The 12,096-nt window shown below is 49.7% G+C and carries 12 protein-coding genes and 1 tRNA gene; 1 reads left to right on the top strand and 12 read right to left on the bottom strand.

Annotated features, from left to right (window positions below):
• Positions 1-218: 218 nt before the first annotated feature.
• From DXB98_RS00075 to DXB98_RS00065, 3 genes are all read right to left on the bottom strand, one after another.
• Complete coding sequence (locus tag DXB98_RS00075) at positions 219-1,409, bottom strand: IS256 family transposase (protein WP_117742693.1); 1,191 nt, start codon at positions 1,407-1,409, stop codon at positions 219-221.
• A 277-nt stretch (positions 1,410-1,686) separates the two neighbouring features.
• The gene (locus DXB98_RS00070; protein ID WP_117742692.1) at positions 1,687-1,902 is read right to left on the bottom strand and encodes a type II toxin-antitoxin system RelB/DinJ family antitoxin; all 216 of its coding nucleotides are present in this window, start codon (positions 1,900-1,902) and stop codon (positions 1,687-1,689) included.
• Between the two features lie 47 nt (positions 1,903-1,949).
• Positions 1,950-3,005: an IS1595 family transposase gene (locus DXB98_RS00065; protein WP_199407078.1), complete on the bottom strand. Its 1,056-nt coding sequence runs from the start codon at positions 3,003-3,005 to the stop codon at positions 1,950-1,952.
• A gap of 289 nt (positions 3,006-3,294) precedes the next feature.
• On the opposite strand from DXB98_RS00065, the gene DXB98_RS00060 reads away from it, so the two are divergent.
• The gene (locus tag DXB98_RS00060) at positions 3,295-4,443 is read left to right on the top strand and encodes a phosphorylcholine transferase LicD (RefSeq protein ID WP_117742691.1); all 1,149 of its coding nucleotides are present in this window, start codon (positions 3,295-3,297) and stop codon (positions 4,441-4,443) included.
• Positions 4,444-4,494: 51 nt separating this feature from the next.
• Here DXB98_RS00060 and DXB98_RS00055 read toward each other — a convergent pair whose 3' ends face one another.
• The 9 genes from DXB98_RS00055 to DXB98_RS10330 all read right to left on the bottom strand — a co-directional run bounded on the left by DXB98_RS00055 (position 4,495) and on the right by DXB98_RS10330 (position 11,926).
• Positions 4,495-5,022 carry an adenylyltransferase/cytidyltransferase family protein gene (locus tag DXB98_RS00055; protein ID WP_369831377.1) on the bottom strand — a complete coding sequence of 176 codons (528 nt, stop codon included), beginning with the start codon at positions 5,020-5,022 and terminating at the stop codon, positions 4,495-4,497.
• A gap of 4 nt (positions 5,023-5,026) precedes the next feature.
• A tRNA-Arg gene (locus DXB98_RS00050) sits at positions 5,027-5,100 on the bottom strand.
• 18 nt (positions 5,101-5,118) lie between these two features.
• Complete coding sequence (locus tag DXB98_RS00045) at positions 5,119-5,886, bottom strand: ABC transporter ATP-binding protein (RefSeq protein ID WP_117735121.1); 768 nt, start codon at positions 5,884-5,886, stop codon at positions 5,119-5,121.
• A 9-nt stretch (positions 5,887-5,895) separates the two neighbouring features.
• Positions 5,896-6,732 (bottom strand): ABC transporter permease, encoded by an 837-nt coding sequence (locus DXB98_RS00040; RefSeq protein WP_233502199.1) that lies wholly within the window; start codon positions 6,730-6,732, stop codon positions 5,896-5,898.
• A 169-nt stretch (positions 6,733-6,901) separates the two neighbouring features.
• On the bottom strand, positions 6,902-7,819 hold the full coding sequence (locus DXB98_RS00035) for a glycosyltransferase family 2 protein (protein WP_117742690.1): 918 nt from the start codon (positions 7,817-7,819) through the stop codon (positions 6,902-6,904).
• Positions 7,809-9,509: a glycosyltransferase gene (locus DXB98_RS00030; protein ID WP_199407077.1), complete on the bottom strand. Its 1,701-nt coding sequence runs from the start codon at positions 9,507-9,509 to the stop codon at positions 7,809-7,811. The genes DXB98_RS00035 and DXB98_RS00030 overlap by 11 nt, the downstream gene beginning before the upstream one ends.
• Entirely contained in the window at positions 9,510-10,451 is a 942-nt protein-coding gene (locus DXB98_RS00025; RefSeq protein ID WP_199406630.1) for a glycosyltransferase family 2 protein, read from the bottom strand.
• A gap of 39 nt (positions 10,452-10,490) precedes the next feature.
• The gene (locus DXB98_RS00020) at positions 10,491-11,453 is read right to left on the bottom strand and encodes an acyltransferase family protein (RefSeq protein WP_117735118.1); all 963 of its coding nucleotides are present in this window, start codon (positions 11,451-11,453) and stop codon (positions 10,491-10,493) included.
• Between the two features lie 257 nt (positions 11,454-11,710).
• The gene (locus DXB98_RS10330; RefSeq protein WP_147330277.1) at positions 11,711-11,926 is read right to left on the bottom strand and encodes a hypothetical protein; all 216 of its coding nucleotides are present in this window, start codon (positions 11,924-11,926) and stop codon (positions 11,711-11,713) included.
• Positions 11,927-12,096: the final 170 nt, after the last annotated feature.

The following is a 12,096-nucleotide window of genomic DNA, read 5'->3' as shown; positions in this document are numbered from 1 at the left end:
CAGGCTTCATCTTGGATTCCGTCTCCGAGGTGGAGCGAAAGGAATGGGAACCTAAGGTAAATAAGACAAACGATCAGTAGCCACTGTATTAAGGCGCCTCTTACCGACTCAGAAAATAAGCGGCAGCCCGTGTCAACGTTTTCAATTGATTCAGCAACAACCGGTACCGTCAAGATTCTTTCGCAAATTGATCGCAGCGGCCTCGGCCCCGGCTTGCTCTAGCCCTCCGCCTTTTCCTTCAGCTCATCCATCTCCTCTAGTTTGGACATGTCCAGGTACCTCCTCTTGCCCCATTCGTGCTCGACTATGTACTTCAGCCTCGCCGTCACCAGCATGAGTGCCGAGTTGCCGTCCGGGAAGGTCCCTACGACCCTCGTCCTCCGCCTGATCTCGCGGTTGATGCGCTCGATGCCGTTATTGGTCCGGATCCTGCGCCAGTGCTCCGGCGGGAAGTCCGTGTAGGCCAGGGTCTCGGCGAAGCCGTCGCGCACCGTCCTCGCGGCCGCGCCGAGCCTCATCCCGTCCAGCTCGTCCGCCACCTCCGCCGCCTTCCTCGAGCACGCCTCGCGCGATTCCTGCGCGTGGATCGCCTTCAGCATGCGAGCCACGGCCTTCCTCTTGGTCACGGGCACCCTTCCCAGCACGTTGCGGTAGAAGTGGACCGTGCAGCGCTGGTAGCGGGCCCCGGGGAACACCTCCTCGAGCGCGCCGAGCATCCCCGCGCACTTGTCGCCGGTGACGAGCCGCACGCCGGAGAGCCCGCGCCCCTTGAGCCACGAGAGGAACTCGCGCCACGAGTCCGCCGACTCGGTGTAGCCCTCCGCGCAGCCGATGACCTCCCGGTCGCCGTCGGAGTTGACGCCGATGGCCACCGGCACGGCCACGTTCTCGTAGGACCCTCCCCAGCTGCGCTTGAGGTAGATGCCGTCGACGAAGACGTAGGGGTAGCCGCCCTCGGGCGGCCTCTGGCGCCAGGCCTCGATCGACGCGAACGCCTTCTCGTTGAGGTTGGAGACGGTCCCGGAGGACACGGGCGCTCCCCAGAGGAGCTCGGAGACGTCCTCGATCCTCCTGGTCGATACGCCCGCGAGGTACATCTCGACGATGGCCTCCTCGACCGAGGTCTCGCGCCTGCGGTAGCGCTCGATGACGGCCGTCTGGAAGGTCGCGCCGCGCAGCTTCGGCACGCTGAGCTCGACCTCTCCGGCCCCGGTGACGAGCTTTCTCGCGTAGTGGCCGCTGCGGTATGCCTCCCGGCCCGCCGTCCTCTCGTAGCGCCCGGCCCCCACGAGCTCGGACGTCTCCTCGTCGAGCAGCGCGTTGAGCGTCTCCTCGACGGTCTTCCTCACCGGATTCTTTATGTCCTTGCGCAGCGACTCCTCGTCGACTGTTACGATGTTCGCAGACACGGCCCGTGCCCCTTTCGTCGTTGATTTGTTGTTTAGCCGCTAGAAATCATATGACGGGGCGCGGGCCGTGTTCCGCTATGCGGTTGTCAATTTGCGAAAGAAATTATGCGTCACCCAACAACCATAGTTGAATCAATTATCGTCGCCCCATTAGACCAATAGCAGCATTGCACTTAGAAATTAAAATAGGCCTCTGTGCTGCAGAAGGGAATTAATATGGCTCTGTTAGACCAAATTTGACACGATCGGCTGTTCGTCGAACCGGAAAATAATCGGGCTACCCCCGTCCATCGCGGTCCTCGCCCTCCCCGTCAGCCTTCCCCGCAGATCCCAGCCTGACGTCGAAGGGCAGACCACCCTCGCGGATCACCGCCCTGAGGAATATGTTCATGGCGCCCGACATGGAGAGCCCGAGCCCGCCGAGCACGGCTGCGGCCTCCCTTTTGACTTCGGGGTCGATTCTTATCGTGGTGGCCGGGACGTTCGATGTCATTGCCGCTCCTTCCGCGGTCGCTGCTCCGTGTCCACCATTTTAATTCGCTAGGCCGCCCGCCCGTCCCAGTAGTCCATATAGGGCGGCAGGACGTTGAACATGTCGCGGATGCGGGTCGCGCAGGTTCCGTTGGCGAGCTGACGTGCGACCGTGGACCCCGCGCTGCGGGAGTCGGTCGCCATGAAGGTGCGGCACCAGCGGAACCAGTCGAGATAGGCTCCCAGGTGCTTGGTGGACACTCCCTTGAAGCGGGCCATGAACGAGCCGAGGAGCGAATGGACGGCGTTGATGCGGTTGATGGTGCCCTCCGAACGGTCCTTGGAATCATAGGATTCATGCGAGGCGACCTTCAGGTCGCGCAGCACGTCGATGTATGCGGTCGCCTTGTCCGTGGCGACGACCGCGCCCGCGCCGATGCGGTCGCGAAGGGCCTCCGCCGCACGCTTGCGCGAGACCGCGCCGCGCCCCGAGACCTCGAAGAAGGTGGCGTTCGCGTCGCTGATTCCCGTCATGACGCAGATCTGCTCGCGGGAGAGGCCGCGCCTGTGGGCCTCCTTGCCGCGATGGCGGGCCTTCCTCGGCATCTCGAAGGAGCCCCTGGAGTGGTTGCCCTTGAAGGACTCGGGGAAGTACGTCTCGTCGAGCTCGCAGGCACCGCCCCGCCCGACGCGGAAATCCGGGGAGTACGCCTTGAGGCACTCGATGAGCCTGAGGCGCATGGTCCAGGCGGTCTTGAGGCAGACGCCGCATCGGGCCGCGCACTCGCGCAGCGGGAGCATGAGCGCGAAGCACTCGGCGTAGGCCATCCAGGTCTCGCGCGGCAGCCTGCTCCTCCCGAGCACCCGGCCGGTGGAGCCGGAGAAGGTCCTGCCGCAGCCGCGGCAGAGGTAGCGCCGGTCGCCGTTCTTGGATTTGCCCTTCTTGACGACGGCCGTCGATCCGCAGCGAGGGCAGCGCTCGATTTCGTAGTCCTCGCCCGCCGCGTCATCGAACATGGCGGCGCGGACGACGTCCCCGACCAGCTCGACGGCTTTACGGCGCTCAGTCCTGCTGAGCTTCGCCAGGCTCTTCTTGAGGGTGATGACCAGGTCGCCTGCATCCATGGGCGCTCCTTCGACGTTAATTGAAGGGTAACGCCTCGCGGTGACATCGTTTTTATGTCAAACTTGGTCTAACAGAGCCATTAATATTCCAAGCACAGTTCTTGTGCCATTCACAATAGGAGAAAGTCGATAATATAATTTATAGTTAAACAATATAAAAGCTGGAATTCTATTAATAGGAAGATTCCCCTGTCACGCAAACAATCAAGACACTTTAACCCTTCCAATTCCACTTACGCACCAAATTTGCCATGAGCTATTGGAAGCCATTTATGAAGGGAAGCCTTTTATGCTCAGTAAGATTAAACAATTCCTCCCAGGTTCCTCGCGTTCCCTACACGCCATGCACAACGACATTCAAATCCTTCGTGATGACATCATTCGTTTCCAACAAGAAACGCAAGAACAGATTGAGCGTCTTTATAAACGAGTCGAGACCGCCGATAACGGTATTAACATGAATATCGATTACAAGTTTGATTGTCGAACCATTCCAATGATCGAATCTATCGCTAGCGATATTGACGCGCACGACGAACACATGAAGATGTTCGCTTGGGACAACTATCGGAAACCGAGCGAGAGCATACAGGACGCCAAGAAACGCTTTTTCAGAGAACTGCCCAAAGCAGAGGGTGGTCTTCGCCTACTCCAGCTCGGATGCGGAAAATTGCTCGGAGAATTCGACGCGCTGTGCAAAGACAATAACATAGACTACTGGATTAATTTCGGAACCCTTATCGGTGCCATCAGACACAAAGGATTCATACCTTGGGACGATGATACTGATCTGGGCATAATGCGAGATGATCTCGAAAGGTTACAGGAAATTGTCCGCAGTGACCGTAGATATAAAATAACTGTCGTCTATGATCACTATGTGCATTGTCGTCAAATTCGTTTTCTCTATAACGATGAGGATATCCCATGTTTCCTAGATCTGTTTATCTATGACTGGGCACCCTCAATTGATAACGACTCCGCTGAAAAGCAAAGGAAATTGCGGCAGACAATGGTTGAGGAAATGGAAACAGATTCAGAGCTCGATTTTTGGAAAAATGAACCTTACTATTCGGGCGAAAAAAACTTTAACATCCAGAAGTACTTTGACAGCTGTCTAGAAAGATCTAAGGAAGCAGGACTCATCTGTGATAAGAAAGATGCAGTCGGTATCATGTGGTCTATCGATAATCTAGATGACGGCAAACAAAGGCAATGGGTCTATCCTATCGAAGATTTGTACCCTACACAGCAAATAGAATTTGAAGGGGAACAGCTTAAAGCGCCGTGCAATCCTGATATCTTCCTCTTGAGCCGTTATGGCAACATATACGATCTTCCAAAGGATATCAATACGCATTTTGAACACGTAAATCATGATGATCTCGAATCTGGAAATGCAAATAATGCAATTAGAAAACTAATTGCTAGTGACTAGTAAGCCATAAAAGTCTTCTGGTGCACCATTAAGATGCAGCAGAAGACTATTTTACTGAGCAAGACGACTCTTTACCTCTGTAGTCGAGATGCCGGCAGTGCGATTTAAATAAATAACATCGCAATACGGTCTAAGAGCTTCAAATCGTTCGTCGTCTTTCCAGTCGCCACCCATACAAACAATATCAACATGATACGCCTGTATATCCCCCGGCTTCTGATTCCAACTGTCTTCCGGAATTACCAAATCAACGTACCGCAGCGCCTCAAGCATCTCACGCCTGACATCATATGGATAAAAACTCTTCTTACCCTTAAGCGAATTAAACTCATCCGTTGAAAGACCAACAATCAAATAATCGCCAAGTTTTGAAGCCTGCTGAAGAAGTCGCACGTGACCATAGTGAAGCAAATCAAACGTTCCGTATGTCAGCACTCGTTTTAATGAATGTCGGCCACCGGGTTCGGAATACTTCGAAGAAAGCAGTTCGGAATTAGCTTCCAGGCGAACAGATGAAAGCGAGCCCATTCCATACTCCAATAGATTAAGAGCCATCATAAAGATGGCTCTGAGATACATAGGGTGCTCCATGGCGGATTCGAACCGTCGACCTTGGGATTAGAAGTCCCCTGCTCTATCCAACTGAGCTAATGGAGCAAACAAGAAAAGTATAGCCTACTTGAACTGATCTCGATACGCTTTGCAAACATCATCCACGGGGCCATCCATCCTAAGATCACCCTTCTCAATCCACACAGCACGCTGGCAAATACGCTCAACCTGCTCCATAGAATGAGAAACGAAAAGGACGGTAACATCACCAGATTCAATAAAATGCTGGATACGACGCTCGCATTTCTCTTGGAAGAATACATCGCCGACAGAGAGCGTCTCATCGACAATCAGAATATCAGGCTCAGTGATAGTCGCGATTGCAAAGGCAATGCGGGCAACCATACCCGAAGAGAAATTCTTCAACGGCATATCGACAAAATCTTGAAGCTCGGCAAACTCAATTATGCCGTCAAAATTGGCATCAATGAACTCTTTTGTATAACCTAACAGTGCGCCATTGAGATAAATATTTTCACGGGCAGTGAGCTCAGCGTCAAAGCCCGCACCAAGCTCAATCAAAGGTGCGATGTTGCCATGAACCTTTACCTCGCCTTCAGAAGGCTCGAGTACGCCGGCAATAATCTTAAGCATGGTTGACTTGCCGGATCCGTTTGTACCAACGAGACCTACAACTTCGCCTCGATGAATATCAAAAGAAATGTGCTTTAGGGCTCGGAACTCTTCAAAAAAGAGCTGATGCTTTGCAAGCTTTATAAAATACTCTTTGAGATTAGTGAGGGACTCTGAGGCCATATTAAAAATCATAGTTACGTCTTTGACTTCAACGGCGAGAGGCTGATCCCTGTAGTCCTTAACAGAAAAAGGCATGGTCAATCCTTAGATATAGAGAATGAACTTGTGCTCTGAGCTATGGAATACGACGTATCCCAATACAAGGGCAACAACCGCCCAAGCTACGCACATACCAACCGTGAAAAAAGTCGGAGTCGTCTGGAACAAGAAAATATCGCGCATAAACTGAATGTAGTTATACATGGGATTCGCATACATGATAATGCGAACAACATGTGGCATCTGACCGATAAAGTCTGTTGTCCAGAAAATAGGAGTGAGATAGGTCCAAGCAGTAATCACAACACTCCACAAGTGCATAATGTCGCGGAAGAAAACGGTTAGAGCCGAGAGCATCATGCCCAGCCCCATGCAAAACAGCATGAGAAGGAAGAGACAGACGGGCAGCAGAATTAAATGCCAAGTGGGAACAATATGGAACCAAATCATAACAATGGCAACGGCAATGAGGGAAAAACCAAAGTTAACAAGCGAAAAGAGCACCTTCTGAACAGGGAAAACCCATCGATGGACTTTTACTTTCTTTAGCAGCGATGATGCCCAAATGATGGACATGAGAGCCTGGTTAGTAGATTCCGACATTACGGAAAAAGTAACATTACCCACGATAAGATACAGAGGGTAAAGCTCAGGACTCACTGCGCCGTTTCGCCCCTGAGCAAAGATGGTCGAAAAGACAACAGCCATAACAATCATCATGAGCAGCGGATTTAAGACAGACCAAGCAACGCCCAAAAAACTCCGCCTATATTTGATCTTAAAATCCTTGGTAACCAGCTGCTTGAGAATAAATCGATCTTTCTCTACCTCATTCTTCGCATGAGACGAGACAATCATTCCCTGATCGCTTTTAGATATCATTAACAGCTCCGCCGTCCATTTCCAATTTCAACAATAATTTAAGAGTAATAATACCCGTAAGAGCGAAGCTCTCCATTGCGCATCATGCAATCCAGTAAATACCAACAGTAAAAAGGCTCGCCATATACATGACGAGCCAAATAAATCAACCCTGTGTAACAAATAATGGTTACATAGTCTGAGGATAATCAATTTTAGGATTGAACTTAATGGCCTCACGCATCTTTTTACGCATCTGACGCTGCAACTTCTTATTCACTCCTCCAGCTTTCATGCTGCGGCAAACCTGGGCACAAAACAACAAATACGCAGCCTTACCTTCATGGTGGAGCCTATACGACGCCTGATTACGAATGCCGTAAGAGAATTTCCACGCATTCTTTTCATCAATCATCGAGAAGTTTACACCCTTATTAGATGCCATGTCGTGAATGATCACGCTGTCAAGCACCTGAACACCGGGGCAGGTCTTAGTAATGCGAAGTGTGTACTCGGCATCATCAAACCAAATAAAATATTCCTTAAAAGGAAGGCCGAAAGATTCAAGAACCCAACGTGGAATCAGCACCGAAACAAACGAGCAGGAGGTAACCATGACAGAGTTTTGCCCCTTTGCGAGCAATCGACCCCAATCCCAAGTGGGCACGGGATTGTTCATCTCGCAAATAGAACCATCAATAAACTTTACGACCGAGCAAGCGTATGGGACATCGGGACCAAGCTCATCAACGGCGCCATTATAGCCTTGAATCAGCTTCTCTAAAGCATCGGGCTCGGGATAGCCATCATCGTCAAAGATCCAAACGAAATCTGAACCGCTGTCGTAACCGGATTTCATTCCAGCAGAAAAACCACCAGCTCCGCCAAGATTCTCCGAACAAGAAATAACCTTAATGGGCATGCCGCCGTGCTGCTCAGATGCATATGAAGCCAGGAAATCACCGGTGCCGTCAGTCGAAGCGTTGTCAACAACAACAAGCTCGCTAGGAGGAAGCGTCTGCCCCTCAAGGGCAGAAAGAACATTCTTCAACTTGTCGAGACGGTTATATGTCACCACAACGGCGGTAACAGTAGGACTATTGCTCATCATCACTCCACTTCCCCAGAATCTCAGTAAAGAGGGTGTTGGCATTTTTTAGCTTTGAAAACTCCACAAGCCTATCCATCTCAGATTGCCAGACGGATTTACGGAAATCGTTATCCTCGAGCATCTTCAAAAGGATACGCGATGCGCACTTAATGAAATCGCGAGTGGACCGTGGAGTCAATGCTTCAGTTGGAATAAGCGTATTCTGAGAACCGACATCAGTTGAGACAACAGGCAGTCCAGCACTGAGAGATTCAATCGTCGTCAAAGTAATTCCTTCATTAATGGCAGAAACAACGAGGACATCAGAATCAGAATAGGTCTTATCGACAGGAATCTGCATCCCCCTCCGCTCAATTAAGTCGGAGAGTTCATGACGAGCAATGATCTTGTCCACCATAGGATCCAAATCACCGTTGCCGTGCATGATAAACCTAAAACGACCAGGAGCACACTTATCGAGCTTCTTAGCAAGAAGGACAAATGCTTCGGGCCTCTTCTGGCGGGAAATCCTGCCCACGAAGCAAACAGTGAGCTTACTCTTAGACGCGGGTTCCTTGCACGCCTTAGCAGTCACGTCAGCAGTAAGCCCAACAAGCGGAGCGTCTACAACCTTATTAGCATCAATTCCATGCGACCCAACAAGCCAAGACACAAGCTGGGGAGAAATCACATGATGTAAATCAATAAACGCATCGCGGCTAACCGCCTGATTGGGATAACCACCACCATAGGGGTATTCAACAATATGCAGAGAATCAACTACAGTCGCATTGGGTCGATACTTTTTGATCCACCACAGACGATCGTAAAGCCATTGGCAATGGTGAATGAGGACGCCCTTAATATCGAATTGTTCAACAAGCGAGCGAAGCAAAGGCTCATCGCCTGGACGCTCCTGTATAGGGAACGTAAGGCACAGCACCAAGGCATCTTTGAACTCCGGCCTATCGATCCAAGGCTGATGGCTGGGTCGATCCGATATGACGATAGGCAGCATGCCCGCTTCGCGAACACGGCGCACCGTCTCAACAGCCCAGCGCTCAGCGCCGCCGGCCTGAAGCCAATGCATACCGATAATGACAGCTTTCTCAGCCCCGAGCCTAACGGCTCCGGGAGCAATCTCTAGATAGGGATGGTGAGTAGTCTGCTCTTGATTAATCTTCGCTAAATCTGGAGCCTCAAAATGATCAACAGGGCCCAATCCCCTACTCCAACGACGCTGGCGCTGAATTTCGCGAATATCGTCAAAAGCAACCGGGCAGCACGCTTCGAGATTGCGATAAAGCTCCTGCTTCTTCGAAAGAGAGTTATGCGTCTCAACGTCAGCATCGGTGGCATCGTCAGGCGTCAAAAGAATATAACGATGTCCATCGTCTTTGATATGCTCAAGGCCTGCGAAATAATGGGGTGAATACTCGGACAAAGGCTGAACCAAAGATTCTGCTTTAACAGAAAAGAAAGGCTGAAGTCCCTCGGTAACAGTTAGCCCACCATTTAATGTCGAAAGATCAGTTAAACAAGGATATTGCCACTTCTCACCCATATAAAAATGATAGACAAGCGAGCGGCCCGGCTGAATAAGAGAGTTGTACTTAATTGCAGAATCTACAAGAGACCTGATTCGACACGACATTAAGCCGTCGCTACAAAAATCCTCGTAGATAACCCCATATAAAGCATGAGACATCTAGCACTCCTTATCTTGGAAACTTTGGCCAATCTTATAGACGCTGAGTTCCCATTCCTTACGCTCAACTTTAGCAACAGAATCAAGAATAAGCCCTGTTGTCAAAGAAAGACCGCAAAGGAATATAAAGGCAGTAGCGAGAATAGCAGTAGGGAGGCGTGCAACAAGGCCAGTGCGTGCGAAATCAATAATTACCGGAATTCCAGCAATAAGGCCCAGGAGCAGGAAAAGAACAGAAACCAGACCAAAGAACTTCAGAGGACGGTAGTCCTTAAATAAGGTGCCAATCATACAAACAACTTTAATTCCATCAGAAATAGTAGACAGCTTAGATTCAGATCCGGCTGGCCTGTCGCGGTAAACAATTGGGATATCCTTGATGCGCCAACGACGGTCAACAGCATGAATTGAAAGTTCGGTCTCAATTTGAAAACCTTCAGATAGTACAGGAAAAGTTTTGACAAAAGGTCGACTCATCGCTCGATAACCCGTCATAACATCATCAAACGAATAGCCATAGATCCACTTGATCATTGCCCTAACAAGATTATTACCGAACCCGTGAAAAGCCCTTTTGTTCTCTTCGGCGTAGGTACCGTTAGAAAGACGGTCTCCAACCGTCATATCCGCTTCACCTTTTAAAATCGGCTCACACATCGCGCGAGCCATTGTCTCGTCATAAGTATCATCGCCATCAACCATAAGATAGCAGTCGGCATCGATATCACGAAACATTTGACGGCAAACATTGCCCTTACCCTGACGCGACTCAAATCGAACAATGGCCCCATGCTCACGAGCAATGCAAGCAGTATCATCGCTTGAATTATTGTCATAAACATAGATATCCGCTTCCGGCAACTCGCGCGAGAAGTCATCGACTACTTTTCCTATCGTCATGGCTTCGTTATAACAGGGAATAATAACTGCGATTTTACTCAACGCCAAACCTCCGCAATAGTCCTGAGGACAATAATTAAATTACAAGCCTGTTCGGCTCAAAGCTGGAGCAGACAACCTGATTAGCACATACATACTAACAACAAGCATGAGATGAATAACACCTGAAACTAGGAATGAAAACACACCTAAAGATATAAATTCCACAGTCGACCAGTTAATAAAAGCACTTTCAACCTGATGAAGGCAGAGCAAAAGTAACGAGTTCTTACCCAACTCAGAAATCAAAGTGAAAAGCTTCGAAAGAGAGAATACGCGCTCAAACGAAGAAAAGAACAATAGAAGGACAAAAGATGACGATAAGGTCATCAAGAGTCCGAACGCAAGTGATCCGACGTGAAATAAATTGCCTATGCTAAAAAATACTCCCTTATAGAGTCCAATAACCCAAATTGTTAATGCAATAAAAATCACGGGGAACTTTGTCCGTTTTAATTCCGAAAAATCAATCTCACGGCAAAGCTGACCTAAACACAAATAAGGTAAAGATACTAAAGCTTGGCTTAATGCAAAAGGCAAAACCAAATAAGACGATCCAAGAAATGATAAATAAGAAATTATTATGTATAAAAGTAACTTTAAAAAACAATTAATACTAAAATTTAAAAAAAATGCCTCAATATTGGCAAATATCACCTTGCTAAAATATAGAGCAAGCAAGAACCAGGCAAGGCCAATGCCGGGAATATCGAAACAGTCGACAGTGCCGCCCGATCCCCATACGACAGACAACAAAAAAGAAACCAATCCATTACTGCCATTATGAATGAGGCTAAGAATTCCAAGAAAAACACAGATACTTATATACGGAAATACAATCCGCTTGACCAGTTTTGCCTTATTGAACTTTTGAACGTTGAAGGTATATCCAGACAAGACAAAAAAGAGGGGAATATGAAAACTCATTACAAAAGAAAGAATTGGGTTTCCGTACAGATACGTATGGCCAACCACAACCGAAAGAATCGCTAACGCTTTAGCCATATCGATCCAAATTAGTCTTTTACCCACTGCTAAATACCTGTCTAATTGCAATTGCTCAATAATAGTCATAGTCTGATACAAAGAGGCAAATCAGTCAAAATCATATAACGCGCCTCACCAGCAACACTTATCTTCAGTGCGGTGCATCGCGCTGGGCCGTCATGCGGTCCAGAGAACGTAGGGTTTCACATGGTGAGAAGCATTAGGAAGCTTATAGGACAAAATGTGTGTCCCGATAGAACATCCGTTTCCATCCATTAATCCAGCCGGAACGGGTACGGGCCCCTGTGGTGGAGGTCCTCCCACACGGCCCCGTCGCCCCATTCCGGCCCTCCGTCCTCGCGCGACGGCGAGGCGGAGTAGACGCTGAACAGGAAGTCGATGTCCGCGTCGGTCGGCATCGCGGAGAGCTTCTCGCGCGCCGCCCTCGCGTCCCCCGAGTGCGCGTGGCACCACCAGAACACCGCCTTCACGCGCTTGACCGACGTCAGCCCCCGGTGGTTGCGCAGGACGGTGTTAGCGTCAATATATTTTTCACCATTTTCACCAACGTATTTTCGCCAATCGCGCCAATGTTGATGTTCACTAAGAAGTGGCCCGAGTGATCACTGGGAAATAAGCACCGTGAGCACGAAAAATTGAG

Source organism: Collinsella sp. OM07-12, assembly GCF_003438275.1.
Classification (GTDB): Bacteria; Actinomycetota; Coriobacteriia; order Coriobacteriales; family Coriobacteriaceae; genus Collinsella.
This window is presented reverse-complemented; position numbering and strand designations above follow the sequence as displayed.

Coding starts and splice junctions, on each gene's coding strand:
- DXB98_RS00070 (WP_117742692.1), bottom strand. CDS start 1,902: ATGACATCGAACGTCCCGGCCACCACGATAAGAATCGACCCCGAAGTC.
- DXB98_RS00065 (WP_199407078.1), bottom strand. CDS start 3,005: ATGGATGCAGGCGACCTGGTCATCACCCTCAAGAAGAGCCTGGCGAAG.
- DXB98_RS00060 (WP_117742691.1), top strand. CDS start 3,295: ATGCTCAGTAAGATTAAACAATTCCTCCCAGGTTCCTCGCGTTCCCTA.
- DXB98_RS00055 (WP_369831377.1), bottom strand. CDS start 5,022: ATGTATCTCAGAGCCATCTTTATGATGGCTCTTAATCTATTGGAGTAT.
- DXB98_RS00045 (WP_117735121.1), bottom strand. CDS start 5,886: ATGCCTTTTTCTGTTAAGGACTACAGGGATCAGCCTCTCGCCGTTGAA.
- DXB98_RS00040 (WP_233502199.1), bottom strand. CDS start 6,732: ATGATATCTAAAAGCGATCAGGGAATGATTGTCTCGTCTCATGCGAAG.
- DXB98_RS00035 (WP_117742690.1), bottom strand. CDS start 7,819: ATGAGCAATAGTCCTACTGTTACCGCCGTTGTGGTGACATATAACCGT.
- DXB98_RS00030 (WP_199407077.1), bottom strand. CDS start 9,509: ATGTCTCATGCTTTATATGGGGTTATCTACGAGGATTTTTGTAGCGAC.
- DXB98_RS00020 (WP_117735118.1), bottom strand. CDS start 11,453: ATGGCTAAAGCGTTAGCGATTCTTTCGGTTGTGGTTGGCCATACGTAT.